The organism is Methanospirillum lacunae (assembly GCF_003173355.1).
Classification (GTDB): domain Archaea; phylum Halobacteriota; class Methanomicrobia; order Methanomicrobiales; family Methanospirillaceae; genus Methanospirillum; species Methanospirillum lacunae.
Genome location: NZ_QGMY01000009.1, coordinates 69561 through 84836, shown reverse-complemented (window position 1 = coordinate 84836; position 15276 = coordinate 69561). Strand labels below are relative to the sequence as shown.

The window sequence follows — 15276 nt, the reverse complement described above, 5'->3', positions numbered from 1 at the left end:
CATATAAGTTTGAATCGTGAGAGGTGGAGAAATGAAAACGGTATCAAATTCAACAGGTTCAACATTTTTTTTTAGATAGGGGCTTATTCTTACGGTGTTGAGCGATTCTATCAACTGATACGAGGGGGAAGATTGTGATTCCAAAAGAGATGAGAAAACAAGTAAATATCAATGATAGAGGTAAGATGGCGTTGATTTCTCTCGGTAACGGAAAAAGAGTTGCTGTCTGATGCTTGTATCGACTGGCACATTTTCAAAAGATGTATTGCACCTCATACACAAGATTCTCACCGAAGAAGAATAAATCATAAAATGCCCTCATATATCAAAAATAAAATAGGTTAAAAAAATTCTTAAATGATTGCTTCACCTAAACATTAATAACTGAAATTTTGAATGAATTTTCGGTATATAATAATTCGAATGATGTTGCGTGGGATGAAGATCATGCGAATGAAACAACAGTTCTGATGCTGTAATGAGAAAGACGAATGATAATCCTTCTGTTAAAATTCAGAATTTTCTGAAATTAAAAAATGATTATTATACCCTTTTATCTGATTTCAGATACGTATTTTTAAATAGTACTGAATATAATTCAATTAATGTTGAAATGTGTGGCCCCTGTTCGTATCAAACCATAACGAGATGAAAATTGAATGCCTTTCATGATACCGTTTTTCGGAATGCCATTCTTCTTCTTTGCGGGAATGGCCATTGTGTGCCTCTTGTTATTTTTTGGAATGATGTTGATTATGCGCAGATTCATCAGAAATGGACCTGGCTTTTGTCCTTGCTGTTGTGGATCGGGCAGGCAACAAAAAAATCCGGACAATCAGGATTCTTGGAAAGAATAGGATGTGGAATTTGATGTCTGATATTTGAATCGGAGGTACCTGGTGAACATGAAACAGACGCCAGATGTATCTAAACATAGGTTTTTCAAAATATTGAGGTTGATGAGATGAACAAGGATATTCCGTGTTGTCAGGCTGATGCACTCCGGCAGATTAAAATGGTCCCAGTCAACGGAGTCCCCACCGGTATCACCATGCTTGACGAGATCATTGCTGAAGTAAAGGAGATGAACCTCCCGTCTGACCAGCAGATTAGAGAGAATCTGCTGAAGAGAGTGAAAGTGTACAACTATGTCCCAAAAGCAGCTGATGAAGCGTACATGAGAGCAATCCTTGCTGTTTATAAAAAACAATTCCCTTAAATCATTGAAATCAAAATCCGGAAGTAAAAATGGTATTTGAGATAGTACAAACCGCTGCTGACTGGATCGTCTACTCACTACTCGGTCTCAGCCCGGACAGTCCGGCAGGAAGTTCACTTAACTTCTTTCTCTACGACACGGTGAAGATCTTCATCCTGTTGCTTGTGATTGTGTTTTTCGTAACCTTTCTCAGATCGTTTTTCTCACCTGAAAAGACAAAAGCATGGCTTGCAGAACGGAAGGGATCAACATTCATCGGGCATATCCTGGCTGCCTTGCTCGGAATTATTACACCGTTCTGTTCCTGTTCTGCAGTACCACTCTTTATCGGTTTTGTCGAGGCCGGCATCCCACTTGGGGTCACGTTCACGTATCTGATAGCAGCCCCTATGGTGAACGAAGTCGCTCTGGTAATGCTCTATGGTCTCTTCGGCTGGCAGATCGCTGCAGTCTATATCATTTCCGGTGAAGTGATAGCCATCGTTGCCGGTCTGGTCATTGGCAGATTGAAACTTGAGCGGTTTGTTGAAGAGTATGTCTATCAGGTCAAAGTCAAACCAACCCGGATAGCGATGTATGAACCAACGTACACAGAACGGTTCCAGGAATCCTGGGTTGAAACACTGGATATCATAAAACGGATCTGGCTGTATGTTGTGATAGGTATCGGGATTGGTGCCCTGATGCATGGATGGATTCCAGCCGGAGCTCTGGCTGCGTATGCCGGGAAGGATAACCCGTTCGCGGTTGTTGTAGCGGTTATCATCGGAATACCCCTGTACAGTAATGCAGCCGGAGTCATTCCGCTGGTGTCAGAACTGACCCGTGCCGGGGTTGCGATGGGAACGGCCCTTGCATTCATGATGTCAGTGACCGCTCTCTCGATCCCTGAGATGATCCTACTCAGAAAGGTTCTCAAACCCCGGCTTCTTGCCATATTTATCGGAGTGGTTGGCTCGGGAATAATCCTTACCGGGTATCTCTTCAACTGGGTGATGGGGTAGAGGAAATGAAGATTTTTGCGAAAAATGAATATCTCATAGAGACAGTATATTTCAAATAATAGTGAAATTATGAAACTCGAAATATTAGGTTCCGGATGCACAAAATGCAAAAGGATGTATGATAACGTGAATGAAGCCGTGAAGAAAGCAGGAATTCAGGCAGAGGTCATCAAAGTTGAAGATCTGAGTGAGATCGTCAGTCGTGGAATTCTGATGACCCCTTCCCTGTTTAAAGACGGAGAAGAGGTTGTGGCTGGCCGGGTTCCAACCGTGAATGAGATCATCGAGATCCTCAAGGGGGCATAATGGCAGAGCAGGCACCCTGTTCCTGTGGTGGCGGTGATAAATCACGGATCATTTTCCCCTGTTGTGGTCAGGCGAACACCGGTCAGATCTCAAACGCCGCTGCTATCCAGCTTGATGAAGAATCGTACGGGGGATATGCCTGCACTGCTCTGCTTGCATCATCTGAAGCCCTTGCAAAACGTGCCAAAGAGGTCGATGAGGTTGTTGCGATCGACGGGTGCGGGATGCATTGTGCAAAGAAGATCGCCGAGGCAGGAGGAGTCCCGGTTCACCAGCACCTGGTGATCACCGATCTCGGTGTTGAAAAAAAGAGTGGTGACCGGTCATTCACCCCTGACCAGGTCGAGGCGATTGCCTCAGCTGCCTGGAAAGGTGAAGGAAAACTCCAGGAGTCAGGGAAAGGAAAGAAACCCTCCGACGGTTCTGGCGGTTGTGGTGGAAAGTGCTGTTAAGCTCATTTTTTTATGCATGATGATGACGGGATAACCCTGATCACCTGCTCAGGGATATCAAATACGGGTAAACTCACCACGAAGACGGGAGAGCATTTGATGCGAAAGTGTCCGGGTATGATTGAACATTGTATCTCCTGCCGGGTGGATCCGGACCGGCTCTGTGATGCTCTTTCTCATGCTGAGAAGATTGTGGTTCTTGACGGATGCAGTGATTGCTGTGGGAGCAAGAAGGTGCGGGAGCAGGGATATGAACCAGAGATTCTTTTCATTGCAACTGAGTGTGGAATTATAAAAAATGGGATGGAAGAGCCCCGGTTCGATGAGATCGAACTTCTGACCACAGTTGTCCGGGAACAGCTCCGGTGATTCTGCTCACCAGAGTAAACTTTGATATGGTCCTTTTTTTATTTGTATGGCTGATAAAAAACCATACAACGGACTGCTGATTCCCCTTCTTGTTCTGGCACTCATTACCGGGCTATTGATCCTTTGGGAGGGTGTGGGTGCAATAAAAGGTTCATCCTGGATAATCAGTCCTCCGTTGAATTTGTAATATCGGTTCGTGCATCAGTTTCGCCATCAGTAATCGAGGTCTATCATTTTCATCCTACCTAGCAGTGTTACTCCTGTCAGGTCCTTGGGGAACTTGCTGAAGTGACGATAAACGCCTCATTTGCCCGTGAACTGGCAGACGGGAAGCTGATATATTGCACACATCAATGCTGAAGTACCGGAGAATGCAGACCTAGTATCCCGTTACGGAGTGACTTCGTCGTCACTGATGATTGGGTATACCAATGATACCGGGTTTCAGGCTGAGAATCAGATTGGTCTTTGGTATAAACTCAGGGATAAAGCAGATTTCATGAATGATCTGAAGATAACGTTGGGCAAACGATTTGGAATGGATCACCGCTAAATATTAGATCCCGAAGTGATTATTGAACCTCCGCACTTGTTCTTTTGTTACTCGTTAGAAATGATTTTCGAAAAGCCGAGATTATCATTGTGATGAATCCCTTACCTGAAATCCGTCTGCTTGAGTAAATATTATTGTAAAATGTTCGTGATTCTTCATGATACAAAATAAGTTGAAACAGCAAAGTTTATCCGATTTCGCATACTATGTTATTTCGACAAAAGTTGAAAAAGGAAGAATTAGAAATGAATGAAAAAACTACTTGCAGTTGTGGTGCAAAAGGAGTCCCTCGCATCATATATTCCTGTTCTGGAATTGCGTCTAATGTTGGCCAGCTCTCTAATGCTGCGGCCTGTCAGCTCAACAAGGAAGGATTTGGGACGGGCTCTTGTCTTGCGGGTATTGGTGGTGATGTTGAAGCACTCATCACTATGGCCAAAGGGGCAGATGAACGAATAGTCATCGACGGTTGTCCGATACAATGCGGCAAAAAAATCTTAGATGCCAAAAAGATCCCCATTGACCGATATGTGCTGATTACTGAGTTAGGGATAACAAAAACTTCAGGGCCAGAATTTAATGAGTCAGATCTCATAACCGTGATCAATGCCGTAAAACAAAAATGAGGAGAACCATGAATGTTTTTTACAAAGGGGTCAGTATTATGATCTCTCTTTTTTTCCCGAATAACCCTCTTATTCCATTATCCTCTTCTGGAAAAAATTTGATTTGTTCTGAACAATCTTTCGAACGCGACATGATTGATCAATTACACCTGGATATTGGATGGTCATCATGATCGAAAAATTTGCAGACTGGGTGACGTACACACTTCTCAATCTCTCACCAGATTCACCAGCCGGTTCATCGGTTCATTTTTTTATTTTTGATTCTATCTACGTCACGATTATGATGATGTTGGTAGTATTCTTTATCGCAATCATCAGATCATTTATCACGCCGCAAAAGATCCGAAAATGGCTGGGAGGTCGTCACGAGGGGGTTGGGAATGTAATTGCCGCACTGTTAGGAATTCCTACTCCCTTCTGTTCATGTTCTGCAGTACCCATGTTTATTGGGTTTATTGAATCAGGAGTACCTCTTGGAGTAACCTTCTCTTTCCTGATTGCATCACCTATGATCAACGAGATCGCTGCGACCATGCTGTATACCATGTTCGGTTGGCAGATAGCAGCACTTTACATCATAACCGGGTTTATTATTGCTGTGACAGCCGGGATAATCATTGGTAGACTTCATCTTGAAAGTGAAATTGAGGATTTTGTATATGCATCAAATCTTCCGGTAATGAGTGAAAAAGTACTGAGTTGGAAAGACCGGATAATCTTTGCAAAAAATGAATCGAAAAATATCACGCTCCGGGTACTTCCCTACATTCTCCTTGGTATTGGAGTTGGAGGTATAATCCATGGATATGCTCCAATGGAGTTATTGTCCCAATATGCAGGCCCAGATAATCCTTTTGCTGTTCCCCTGGCCGTACTTATCGGAATTCCGCTTTATATGAATGCAGTAGGCATGATTCCGATTTTACAGGTTCTGACTGAAAAAGGTGTTGCAATGGGTACAGCTCTCGCATTTATGATGGCTGTGATAGGCCTTTCAGTGCCAGAGATGATAATTCTCAGGAAGGTTCTGAAGATTCGGCTGCTTGTGATTTTCGCCGGGATACTCTTTGTTGCTATCACGATGACCGGGATTATTTTCAATATGATATTAGGATAAATAGATCAGGATGTTCACAAATTTGAGAAAAATCTGAATTTTTCTCATGAATCAGTCATCCCCATGCAGATTGCATATCCACCCACACAAACCTGCTCTCCTTTTTTTCCGGAAGAACGACCACTTATTCGGGATGTAAGAATTCATTCAGATTTATCTTTAAAAAAATATTCAAAAGAAATGGAGATTATATCAACGAGATATTTTTTGAAAATACCTGTACCGTAGTTTATTAATAGGAATGCATTTCATATTTAACTGAATTTTTGAAAATACTCATGAATACAAACCCAAAACTATCGACATGATACATTCATGAAATCAATTGATATACCCGAACGGGTTCAGGGCATTCTGGATTCTGCTATAGGAGTGGATGAACTATGTGAACGTCTTCCTTCTCTGACGTATATCTCACAGATGAGCAGTATCCATCACGCACTGTCAGATCCTATTCGGTTAAAAATCCTCTATCTTCTTGCAATCCAACCACTCTGTGTCTGCGTCATCAAAGAATGCATAAAAATCGCAGATTCAAAACTTTCGTATCACCTTACCGTGTTGAAAAAAGGTAATCTCATTGAAGGAGATCAACAGGGAACATGGATCATTTATCGGATCACGGATCTCGGAGAGCAAATGCTCACTCCGGGACATGAATAAGGGGTGAATATTATCCCATTTTACTTGTTTTTTTCCAGGGTCAGATATAATGAATAATATCACCGCTTCCTGAAATCACGATGTCACCGATAGAACGAGTGAGTATTTCCTATACATTCACTGGATGAATCGACAGAAAGAGTGTGGATGTTCATCTCCTGATTGTCAGGGATCATAGCCACACCTTTTTCCACAGAAATGAAATCTTTCTGAACCCTTTGGAAGAAAATAGTCAAGATTAACAATTTAAGGTACATTCATCTATATGTTTTAGATCATACCAACTCTTACCGATTAGAACGAATCCAATTCCAATAAAAGCTGCTGAATGAAGTCCGTATACTACTGTTTCTGATCCATAATCTCCGGCTAATATTCTCATCCAGAAGAACGGGCAAAAAATCCCCACAAAGGCAAACATCCCCCCCACCTTCATCAGGCTATATATCTGCTTTTTAGTCTGGTACATGGATCAGTCCTGTTTTTTGAATGAATAGGTGATGCAGATCATAGATCCCAACTCTCAACCTTTTCGTTAAACTGTGTCTTTTTGTTTTTTTTTCGAATCTGAAGATGGTGATATGCGATATAGAAAATTCCAAATAGGACAACAAGCAGTGAGTTAATACCACTTCTGATCAGTTCTTCACCCTCCGCTCCGGTTAATAACGAGATCCAGAATATCGGGCAGAATACTCCTATAAGAATAATTCCAAGTCCAAATGTGTTTTTACTTTTCAGGTATGTTTCGCGGTTTTTCAGAGATTCAGAAGATTGTGTTTTCTTTCCTTGTAGAGACCATAGGATCTTTTTTCCAAGCATTGTATAGGGGCAATAAGAGAATATTGAGAGGAATGATCGCCATATCGTCGACTTACTCTCTGGTTTCTTGTCAGTAGCCAGACAGGTTTCATCCATGTCACATCCAGAACAATTCTCGTCTCTGTGTGTTATTTATCATGCCCAATTCGTATGTACACATTTTGGTTTACGCCAAACATATAGGGGATACCACTCATTTTTGTAGATACTATGCAAAACCATAGTATAGATTCCCATGAAAGACCCATCCTGTTATTTCTGTCCGGTTGAGGGAACCCTTGATGTGATCGGCGGGAAGTGGAAACCTCTGATCATCTGGTATTTACGAAAGCGAATTCTCCGATTCAGTGTGATTCAACGGGCTATCCCTGGAATCACCGATGTGACGCTCACCAAACACTTACGTGAACTGGAGGAGGATGGAATAATCAGAAGGAAAGTGTACAAACAGGTTCCACCAAAGGTGGAATACTCTCTCACACCCTTGGGAAAAACCCTCATACCTCTTCTCGATACACTCTGTGAGTGGGGAATCGAGCACATGCATATCCCTATGATTGATGATGAGGAAGTGCCATTACGAAGGATAAAAATGAATGAGGATTGATTCCTTCTTCAGTTTTTTTTATCTTTCTTGGGATATTCTGACTCTGTCGGAGGGGTGTAGCAACAGGATGAATCTCCTTTACAACACCCGCCTAACTTCGTAAATGATTTCTTAATCGCTGCAAAAAACCCTTTTTTCTTCCTTTCTTCTGCTATAGTGATTACCTAAATACTACTGATCTTCTTTTGTGAAGGATGTTATCCATGAGACCAACCCCGTGAGAGGATTTTTCTTCGTATTGGTCTGATACCAGCGGGTCAGGGGTTCGGTATACGTTTCAATATCCCCACTATCCATGATCGCAACATTTCCCATGAAAATAATCAGATAATGGATGTCTTTCTTGTTAAACCGGGTTTATATTCATTGTACTGGGTGGATTTTCTGTACTTTAAAGAGATCATCATACTCTACCTGGATGTCTGTATGGTTAGTTGAAAATTTGTCCGGGTACTGGATTACTGCCTGACAGGATCCGTAGTGGGTATTATAAAAGAACTGAATGGGGAAAGGAGTTGGAGATAAATTGGTAGCATTATTCATGGTCTCTATGAGATGAGCTCCCGGTATCTCTGTTCCATTCTGAGAAAAAATGGCTGCTGATCCTGGTTGGATCAAGCCGATACAGAAAATGAATACTCCAAGATAGATAAGACCTGGAAAGAAAATTCTGGATTTGTGAAATGGGTTTAATGCGTTCATGCCTTCACCACAGTTTTATAATTTTTGAAATAGATAAACTCCCCGACGTATATGGATTGGATCATTTCAAACCGTTCTATATATCGATAAGAGAGAGTCAAATAGATGATACTACGCTGTCACGTAGTAACTATGAAAAATCTTATAAAAGGTTCTATGACATATTTCCCCTCCGATGAGATCTATGCCTGTTAATTTTCCATGTTGCCCTGCATATGAGGGTGCCGATACTCCCGAACCTGATACCATAATTCTCAATTCTGTGCCTGAGGTTATTCAGAGTACCCGGTACAGCTGTGGGGCGTCGTCACTTCAAGCGGTTCTCAGATACTGGGGGGTTTGCATAGAAGAACGGGAATTGATGGATCAGTTAGAAACCAGCAAAGACCAGGGAACTGCACCGGAAAAGATAGTACAAGTCGCCATCTCATACGGCCTTGAGGCTTCCCTTCAGGAGCAGACAACCATCGATGATCTGAAGAAGTATATCGAAACCCGAATTCCGGTGATTATTATCGCACAGGCATGGAATGGGTATGAAAATGATGGCATCTGGGTAAAGATCAGACCTGAACGATGGGAAGAGGTCTGGGGTGACGGCCATTACATGGTCGTGATCGGAGTTGATTGCAGGAATGTTTACTTTGAGGATCCTGCTCTCCTCGGAACACGAGGAGTAATACCGATAGATGAGTTTCTTTCCCGGTGGCATTTTTCCCGGGAAGGTGAAACCCCGGATGAGCAGATGAGGATCTATATCCACCCTGCAATTATTATTTCAGGGAGCAAACCAGCATCTCATTCAGAATATACCTGGATTTCCTGATATCAAATTGGGTATCCGATATGAAACGCGATGTATCATCTACCATTTTTGTCATCAAAGAAGAGCATTTCGGGTTTTAGTTATCGTAAATAGAAATTCAATTATTCCTGACAACATTTAACGGATTACAAATAAAATAATAAACGATTACCGCGGCAATAAGATTACTTTTAAAGAGGCAACGTAATGAATGAAACGAATAACACGTTTCTTATAGAAGATTCGTATTATATCCCATTTGCAGATAAAACACACCTTTCTATTGAGAAAGGCGATGGTGTGTATGTCTGGGATGAAAATGGCAAACAGTATCTTGATTTTACTTCGGGATGGGGTGTCACCTGTATTGGTCATGCTAATCCGATAATCACTGAAGCACTCTGCAATCAAAGCAAAAAAATTATACAAAACCCAAATTCAGGAGCGACATATTCACCAGCACGTTCACGATTAATCCAACTCTTTCATGAGATTCTTCCAAAGCACCTTACCCGGATATTCTTTGCCAATAGTGGAGCAGAAGCGAATGATGCAGCAATCAAACTCGCCCGGAAGGTTACCGGAAAGAAAAATATTATATCAACCGAAATGAGTTTTCACGGACGGACAATTAGTACCGTTTCTGCTACAGGACAGGATGTTCACCGGAATAAATTCAATCCGCTTATGCCGGGATATTTCTTTGTGCCGTTTAATGATATTTCAGCGGTTAAGGAGATCATCGACCAGGATGTGGCTGCGGTCATCGTGGAACCTATCCAAGGTGAAGGTGGTGTAAATATCCCTTCAGAATCATACCTTCTGGAACTATCGGAAGTATGCCGGGAACATGGCGTTCTTTTTATCGCTGATGAGATACAAACCGGGTTTTTCCGGACCGGTCCGCTTTTTTATTCCATAAGTAAAGGAGCAAAACCTGATATTATCACGATGGCAAAAGGAATCGCCGGAGGATTCCCCTTTTCTGCATTTGCAGTTACTGATGAAGTTGTTAATGGTATCCAGAAAGGGGATCATGGAGGAACGTATAATGGAAACCCTCTTGGCTGTGCAGTTTCTGAAGCAGTTATCAGATATCTGATTGATTCGGATATCGAATCTCACGTCAGTGATCTGGGAATTGACACTATCAAACGTTTGAATGGGTGGAAAGAGAAGTACCCAAAAGCAATTACTGAAGTGAGAGGTCAGGGTCTGTTGATTGCTCTTGAACTAACTGACGACTTAAAATCTGCGGAAATCGTAACGCGATGCCTGGATAATGGTTTAATCTTAAATCTGAAACATGGTCATATCATCAGGATTTTTCCTGCTCTCACGATTACCAAACAAGAGATGCAAACAGGCCTTGATATTCTTGAAAAAGAAATTGTTACCTGTTACTCCTGACACCCTTTTTTCTTTAGAATGTTTAAAATATTCAAATAAAAAAGTTATTTAAAAAAATCTCGGTTTCATGCTGAAATCAATAATTCGTTTGATTATCAAGGATTATTTCAACTCAGTACATTTTTGATTCAGCTTATTCACTTGTAACAATAAAGAACTGATTCTTATTTAAACTACATAGAATCCCAAAAAACAAAATAAACCTGAATAGTCAATGAAATAACCGGTTGGAATCAAAACCGGAAATACATCTTCAATGAATATGCGAAACTAATAATAGGAGATTTTCAGACTTTGCTCATTCCTGTGGAACCGGGGTGCTGATGAACATGCCTGATCTATCAGCACCGGTGTCCGGAAAAAAGATATTTCCCGTGAGGAAGTAAGATTGTAGTTTAATATGAGGCTCGAAAGGTGGTGTATCTTTTCACACCATTTTTTGTAACGTGAGAACGGCTTTGATTCTTTACTACAATCTGGAGATTAGGGAGGAAGGTTGATGTCTGATCTTCCCCTGATGCCAGAATATCTATCTCCACTTTTTTTATGACTGCACGTGCATATACCCTCCCTTATAGCGGGCCAACAAAGGTGCTGACCGTCTCTTCAAAGAGCGTGAGAGCACCATCAAACCCGGCATACGTCCGGTTTAAGATGAGCCTGTTCATCGCAGGGAATGAGACTGTGATCGGTATTGCTCCAAATTCCTGCAATGAAGTCGGTGCTTCAAGAGAACTTGCATACAGGAACAGGAAGGGGCGATTCTTGAGATTCTGCCTCACGAGATGGGAATCAGTCTCAAATATCACATCTGGTTTCACCGGTGTTTCAAGACCTTCGGTGAGATGTTTTGTAATCTCTTTCCTGACTTCCTCTGGTGGTTCATCAGCTATCTGGACGACATCAGGCAGATATCCAAGCTCATTGACCAGAAAACGGGTGATCCCAATGGCAGTTCCTGAGTCTGCTACAACCGCAAAGAAGGGATGTGGCCTGACAAGCATATGGGCATCACCACCGTACTCAATGAACCGGTATACACGCCTCTCTTCTGATTCAATGACGGATTTAACAATCTTCTCAGAGACATTGAGTGCTTTTCCGACGGTCCGGAGGAACTCTGTGGTCTGTTTCGGTCCGATGGGAACTGATGGGAATGACAAGAATGGTGTGTCAAACTTCTCTTTGAGCAGGTTTGCAACACGGTGACCGTTCCATGTTGAGAGGACGATGTTATATTCTGCTGCCGGAATGTTCCTGAGTTGGTTTGTTCCGTCAAATTCGCCAAGGAACACGTTTGCGGTAACACCAATTCGTGCAAGCAGGTCTTTTATGGTCTTGGCATCTCCTTTCCAGAAGACATGCTGATAGGGAACAATGCCGAATATGTTCACAGTCTTAAGCTGAATCTTCTCTGCCGGTTTCAGGATATCGTTTATCACCGCTTCAAAGAAGAGTTCGTACCCTTCATATGAATTCCCGGTAAATCCGGAAGTTTTCACGTAAATGATATCGTTCTCATCTTTAAATGGCCTGACAACTGCATTTACATCATCTCCGATAAGAGACGGAACACAGCCGGTGATAACAGCATACAGATCACCTTCCATCAGCTCAGTACTTGCTTTGATGAGATCCTTGAGTTTCTCTTCACCGCCAAATACCACGTGGTGCTCGACAAGTGAGGAACAGGGAGTACTGGTTCCTCCCTGTGGACCACCTGCATTCTGTCCTCCTGCATAGAGTTGGCCGAAAAGCTGACCGATACCACATCCAGCTCCTGAGTGGAGAATTGGGACAGTTCCGTAAATCCCTAATGCAGTTCCAAGAGCTCCCCCGAGTGCACAGGAAAACCTAGGAGCCTCTATTGCTCTTCCCTCTGATAAATCTTCAGATGCCGATTCTGCTTCTGCACTGCTCATTAAATACTCTCCGGCTTCATGTAATAGAGCGGGTTTGACTGTTTGAACCACCACTCGCGGTAACTGTCTTTTGTCTTTGCTTTCAGGGTCTTCTGGAATGCAGAACTCTTGAGAGCCTGAAGCAGGAAGTTTCCATACGCAATTGCCCCGGTGTATCCACTCTGGGCACTCCAGGGGTCTGGATCTCCACGAAGTGCGTGAATCCTGGTTGATCCTTTAACTCTCTTGTATGCACCACCCTGGAACGGGCAGCTGAGTGTCAGATCAGGATCAAGTTGCTCGGTGATATGTGACTGTTCTGCGGCCTGGAAGGTGTTAACCAGGAGATCGAAGTCACCAACCTTTGCAATGACATCCTCAAGATCTTCCAGGATCAGGTTGTCATAGTCCTGTGACATCGCTGCCGGAGAGGTGAGTCCGAGTTCGTCAAAGTACGGGAGCTGAGCAAGCAGTCTTCCCTGACCAAGTGATCCGAGAACCCTGACTTTGCTTCCTTTCTCTGCTGCAATCCGGTCGAATTCTGATCTGATTGCCTGCAGCTTTGGAAGCCAGGTCTTGTGTTCATCCTCGATCAATGCCTCGATCTCATCAACCTTTCCGGTATGTTTTCCTATCTGTCTGAGCCACTGATCGGTGTTTGCAACTCCCATTGGTGACGGATACATGAAGTATGGAACACCGTACTCCTGCTCAAGTCCACGTGAGATGTAATCGGTATATGTGGGGCAGAGCGGTGCTGTCACTGCTGCTTCAGAGAGCTGCTGGAACTGCTCAACACTTGCAAACTCAGGAATCAGGTTTGCACGAAGACCTACTTTGCTCAGCAGTCTCTGGATTTCAAGCCTGTCCTGCCAGGTATATGAGAGCATGCTTGCAACATTGACCAGGTCTTCCTGCTTCTTCTGTGGTTTCTTTACCAGGTACTTCAGAATGGCATGCCAGAATGCATCATATCCGGTCTGAACCAGCCGGGATCTGACTCCTTCACAGTGGATTGGAACGATGGTCGCATCGATGTGCGGCTGGACATCTGCGACTGCTCCTTCAATATCCTCACCGATAATTCCGGTTGTACAGGATGTCAGAATAAAGATGGCCTTTGGATTGTACCGTCTTTGTGCCTCGTATATAGTCTTCTTGAGTTTGTCGCCTGCACCATATACCACATCTCTGTCCCGAAGGTTCGTGGTCATCCAGTGCAGGTCGTAGTTTACAGGTCTTCCAAGCTCAACCGGGATACCCCTGAAGAGTTCCCGGTACCCGAGTGCTGATGACGAGCACCCTACCGGAGCATGGAAGATGGTTGCCGAATCCCTGATGGTTCCGACACGAACCGAGAGGTAGAAGTTGAGCGTACATCCCGATGACTGGGCAAATCCCCGCTCATGATTTTTGAGGCATCCTGACTTTGCCTGGTCAACAAGCTCACTTGCCTTTCCATAGAAGATATTGATACCGTTTGCCCGCTGTTCACGATTTGGGCAGGTGTTCTGTGAGAGATCTATCTTCTTCTCATAGAGTTCCCTTTCTGCCTCTTCCCTGGTGTTATATACCATAATTACTCCTTTCTGTGATTATGTTGCAGCTATTGCAGTCTTTGACCGGTGAGTCTGTTCCTCTTCCTTTTTGTCAAGGAGGCGGTCTGACCATGACTCAGCCCAGCCTTTCAGCCCTTCTGCGTCAAGCGGGGCAGGGACGTACTTCTTCTCGTTGGTTATGATCGCTTTTGCAAGCCTGCGGTAGACCTCAGCCTGCTCTGAATCGGGATCATACTCAACTGCAGTCTGACCACGAAGTTCACTCCGTGTGATGGTGATCGATCGTGGAACATATTCAGCGATCGTTGTCCCGGTCTGTGCTGCAAAATCATCAATGATCTCTTTGTGGATTGGCAGAGAAACCGAGTTTGCGATGATGCCAGAGAAGAGGGCTCCTCCGCTGTTTGCGTACTTCTTAATACCCTTAAAGAGGTTATTTGCAGCATACACTGCCATGAAATCGGCGGAGGTTACCGTATATACCTGTTCTGCCACTCCTTCACGGATTGGTACTGAGAATCCTCCACAGACAACATCGCCGAGGACATCGTAGAGAACAACATCCGGTTTATACTGCTCAAAGACCTTCTTCTGTCTGAGAAGCTCGATTGCAGCAATGATACCTCGTCCTGCACATCCGACACCGGGTTCAGGTCCTCCAGCTTCTATGCATAGTACGCCACCAAATCCCTCGTACACGATGTCTTCAATTTCAACCTTTTTCCCGCTCCTGATTGCATCAAGAACTGATGGAATGGATTTTCCTCCACGGAGGTTGTTGGTTGAATCACTCTTTGGGTCGCATCCTATCTGGATGACCTTCAGGCCACTATCAGCAAGGGCTGCACTGATATTGGAAGTCGTAGTTGACTTTCCAATACCCCCCTTTCCATAAATGGCAATATTTCTGGTTCCGGTCATGTTTTCTCCAAGTTCTGATACAAAGGTCATCACGAACAAGGATAAACCGAAAGAAGGGTGCAACTGATGGCTGTATGTTTCTAAAAATGAAAAAGATCAGGCAATTATTGGTATGATCAGAATTGACCTGATACAATCAGGGTGAAAATACAGTTCTTTTGAGTATGGATTACATGCAGACTGGTGGGATATCTGTCCCTTTAATCAGGTTTTCATGCTCTGGAATCCTGAACCATT

Annotated in this window: 18 protein-coding genes; 13 read left to right on the top strand and 5 right to left on the bottom strand. The window is 43.4% G+C overall.

Going from position 1 to position 15276, the window contains the following annotated elements; all coding sequences use genetic code 11:
• Nucleotides 1-964: 964 nt before the first annotated feature.
• The 10 genes from DK846_RS13250 (at nucleotide 965) to DK846_RS13215 (ending at nucleotide 6312) form a co-directional block, all read left to right on the top strand.
• Nucleotides 965-1219 carry a hypothetical protein gene (locus DK846_RS13250; protein WP_109969442.1) on the top strand — a complete coding sequence of 85 codons (255 nt, stop codon included), beginning with the start codon at nucleotides 965-967 and terminating at the stop codon, nucleotides 1217-1219.
• A 29-nt stretch (nucleotides 1220-1248) separates the two neighbouring features.
• Entirely contained in the window at nucleotides 1249-2223 is a 975-nt protein-coding gene (locus tag DK846_RS13245; protein ID WP_109969441.1) for a permease, read from the top strand.
• 69 nt (nucleotides 2224-2292) lie between these two features.
• Complete coding sequence (locus DK846_RS13240; protein WP_109969440.1) at nucleotides 2293-2529, top strand: thioredoxin family protein; 237 nt, start codon at nucleotides 2293-2295, stop codon at nucleotides 2527-2529.
• The gene (locus tag DK846_RS13235; protein ID WP_109969439.1) at nucleotides 2529-2981 is read left to right on the top strand and encodes a putative zinc-binding protein; all 453 of its coding nucleotides are present in this window, start codon (nucleotides 2529-2531) and stop codon (nucleotides 2979-2981) included. The genes DK846_RS13240 and DK846_RS13235 overlap by 1 nt, the downstream gene beginning before the upstream one ends.
• Nucleotides 2982-2993: 12 nt before the next feature.
• On the top strand, nucleotides 2994-3350 hold the full coding sequence (locus DK846_RS13230) for a putative zinc-binding protein (protein WP_109969438.1): 357 nt from the start codon (nucleotides 2994-2996) through the stop codon (nucleotides 3348-3350).
• A gap of 46 nt (nucleotides 3351-3396) precedes the next feature.
• Nucleotides 3397-3537, top strand: a complete 141-nt coding sequence (locus DK846_RS17750; RefSeq protein ID WP_181391783.1) for a hypothetical protein — start codon at nucleotides 3397-3399, stop codon at nucleotides 3535-3537.
• Between the two features lie 228 nt (nucleotides 3538-3765).
• Complete coding sequence (locus tag DK846_RS17745) at nucleotides 3766-3903, top strand: hypothetical protein (RefSeq protein WP_181391782.1); 138 nt, start codon at nucleotides 3766-3768, stop codon at nucleotides 3901-3903.
• A gap of 245 nt (nucleotides 3904-4148) precedes the next feature.
• Nucleotides 4149-4529, top strand: a complete 381-nt coding sequence (locus tag DK846_RS13225) for a putative zinc-binding protein (protein ID WP_181391781.1) — start codon at nucleotides 4149-4151, stop codon at nucleotides 4527-4529.
• 169 nt (nucleotides 4530-4698) lie between these two features.
• A complete protein-coding gene (locus DK846_RS13220; RefSeq protein WP_109969536.1) occupies nucleotides 4699-5649 on the top strand; it encodes a permease in 951 nt (316 codons plus the stop codon).
• A 315-nt stretch (nucleotides 5650-5964) separates the two neighbouring features.
• Nucleotides 5965-6312, top strand: a complete 348-nt coding sequence (locus tag DK846_RS13215) for an ArsR/SmtB family transcription factor (protein ID WP_109969436.1) — start codon at nucleotides 5965-5967, stop codon at nucleotides 6310-6312.
• A 507-nt stretch (nucleotides 6313-6819) separates the two neighbouring features.
• On the opposite strand, the gene DK846_RS13205 is transcribed toward DK846_RS13215, so the two are convergent.
• Entirely contained in the window at nucleotides 6820-7230 is a 411-nt protein-coding gene (locus tag DK846_RS13205; protein ID WP_109969434.1) for a hypothetical protein, read from the bottom strand.
• A 139-nt stretch (nucleotides 7231-7369) separates the two neighbouring features.
• Here DK846_RS13205 and DK846_RS13200 point away from each other — a divergent pair, with 139 nt between their 5' ends.
• Nucleotides 7370-7741: a winged helix-turn-helix transcriptional regulator gene (locus DK846_RS13200; protein ID WP_109969433.1), complete on the top strand. Its 372-nt coding sequence runs from the start codon at nucleotides 7370-7372 to the stop codon at nucleotides 7739-7741.
• Between the two features lie 363 nt (nucleotides 7742-8104).
• Here DK846_RS13200 and DK846_RS13195 read toward each other — a convergent pair whose 3' ends face one another.
• A complete protein-coding gene (locus DK846_RS13195) occupies nucleotides 8105-8443 on the bottom strand; it encodes a hypothetical protein (RefSeq protein ID WP_109969432.1) in 339 nt (112 codons plus the stop codon).
• A gap of 184 nt (nucleotides 8444-8627) precedes the next feature.
• Here DK846_RS13195 and DK846_RS13190 point away from each other — a divergent pair, with 184 nt between their 5' ends.
• Together DK846_RS13190 and DK846_RS13185 are read left to right on the top strand one after the other, a co-directional pair.
• Nucleotides 8628-9269, top strand: coding sequence for a C39 family peptidase (locus DK846_RS13190; RefSeq protein WP_181391780.1), 642 nt, complete (start codon nucleotides 8628-8630; stop codon nucleotides 9267-9269).
• Nucleotides 9270-9455: 186 nt separating this feature from the next.
• Nucleotides 9456-10658, top strand: a complete 1203-nt coding sequence (locus tag DK846_RS13185) for an aspartate aminotransferase family protein (RefSeq protein ID WP_109969430.1) — start codon at nucleotides 9456-9458, stop codon at nucleotides 10656-10658.
• Between the two features lie 572 nt (nucleotides 10659-11230).
• Here DK846_RS13185 and DK846_RS13180 read toward each other — a convergent pair.
• From DK846_RS13180 to DK846_RS13170, 3 genes are read right to left on the bottom strand one after another with little or no spacing between them, the layout of a single operon-like run.
• Nucleotides 11231-12580 carry a nitrogenase component 1 gene (locus DK846_RS13180; protein WP_109969429.1) on the bottom strand — a complete coding sequence of 450 codons (1350 nt, stop codon included), beginning with the start codon at nucleotides 12578-12580 and terminating at the stop codon, nucleotides 11231-11233.
• Nucleotides 12580-14136, bottom strand: coding sequence for a nitrogenase component 1 (locus tag DK846_RS13175; protein ID WP_109969428.1), 1557 nt, complete (start codon nucleotides 14134-14136; stop codon nucleotides 12580-12582). The genes DK846_RS13180 and DK846_RS13175 overlap by 1 nt, the downstream gene beginning before the upstream one ends.
• A gap of 18 nt (nucleotides 14137-14154) precedes the next feature.
• Entirely contained in the window at nucleotides 14155-15069 is a 915-nt protein-coding gene (locus DK846_RS13170; protein ID WP_245926553.1) for a nucleotide-binding protein, read from the bottom strand.
• Nucleotides 15070-15276 lie beyond the last annotated feature (207 nt).

Coding starts and splice junctions, on each gene's coding strand:
- DK846_RS13185 (WP_109969430.1), top strand. CDS start 9,456: ATGAATGAAACGAATAACACGTTTCTTATAGAAGATTCGTATTATATC.
- DK846_RS13245 (WP_109969441.1), top strand. CDS start 1,249: ATGGTATTTGAGATAGTACAAACCGCTGCTGACTGGATCGTCTACTCA.
- DK846_RS13235 (WP_109969439.1), top strand. CDS start 2,529: ATGGCAGAGCAGGCACCCTGTTCCTGTGGTGGCGGTGATAAATCACGG.
- DK846_RS13225 (WP_181391781.1), top strand. CDS start 4,149: ATGAATGAAAAAACTACTTGCAGTTGTGGTGCAAAAGGAGTCCCTCGC.
- DK846_RS17745 (WP_181391782.1), top strand. CDS start 3,766: ATGATTGGGTATACCAATGATACCGGGTTTCAGGCTGAGAATCAGATT.
- DK846_RS13215 (WP_109969436.1), top strand. CDS start 5,965: ATGAAATCAATTGATATACCCGAACGGGTTCAGGGCATTCTGGATTCT.
- DK846_RS13190 (WP_181391780.1), top strand. CDS start 8,628: ATGCCTGTTAATTTTCCATGTTGCCCTGCATATGAGGGTGCCGATACT.
- DK846_RS13205 (WP_109969434.1), bottom strand. CDS start 7,230: ATGGATGAAACCTGTCTGGCTACTGACAAGAAACCAGAGAGTAAGTCG.
- DK846_RS13195 (WP_109969432.1), bottom strand. CDS start 8,443: ATGAACGCATTAAACCCATTTCACAAATCCAGAATTTTCTTTCCAGGT.
- DK846_RS13170 (WP_245926553.1), bottom strand. CDS start 15,069: ATGACCTTTGTATCAGAACTTGGAGAAAACATGACCGGAACCAGAAAT.
- DK846_RS13180 (WP_109969429.1), bottom strand. CDS start 12,580: ATGAGCAGTGCAGAAGCAGAATCGGCATCTGAAGATTTATCAGAGGGA.
- DK846_RS13230 (WP_109969438.1), top strand. CDS start 2,994: ATGCATGATGATGACGGGATAACCCTGATCACCTGCTCAGGGATATCA.
- DK846_RS17750 (WP_181391783.1), top strand. CDS start 3,397: ATGGCTGATAAAAAACCATACAACGGACTGCTGATTCCCCTTCTTGTT.
- DK846_RS13200 (WP_109969433.1), top strand. CDS start 7,370: ATGAAAGACCCATCCTGTTATTTCTGTCCGGTTGAGGGAACCCTTGAT.
- DK846_RS13175 (WP_109969428.1), bottom strand. CDS start 14,136: ATGGTATATAACACCAGGGAAGAGGCAGAAAGGGAACTCTATGAGAAG.
- DK846_RS13220 (WP_109969536.1), top strand. CDS start 4,699: ATGATCGAAAAATTTGCAGACTGGGTGACGTACACACTTCTCAATCTC.
- DK846_RS13240 (WP_109969440.1), top strand. CDS start 2,293: ATGAAACTCGAAATATTAGGTTCCGGATGCACAAAATGCAAAAGGATG.
- DK846_RS13250 (WP_109969442.1), top strand. CDS start 965: ATGAACAAGGATATTCCGTGTTGTCAGGCTGATGCACTCCGGCAGATT.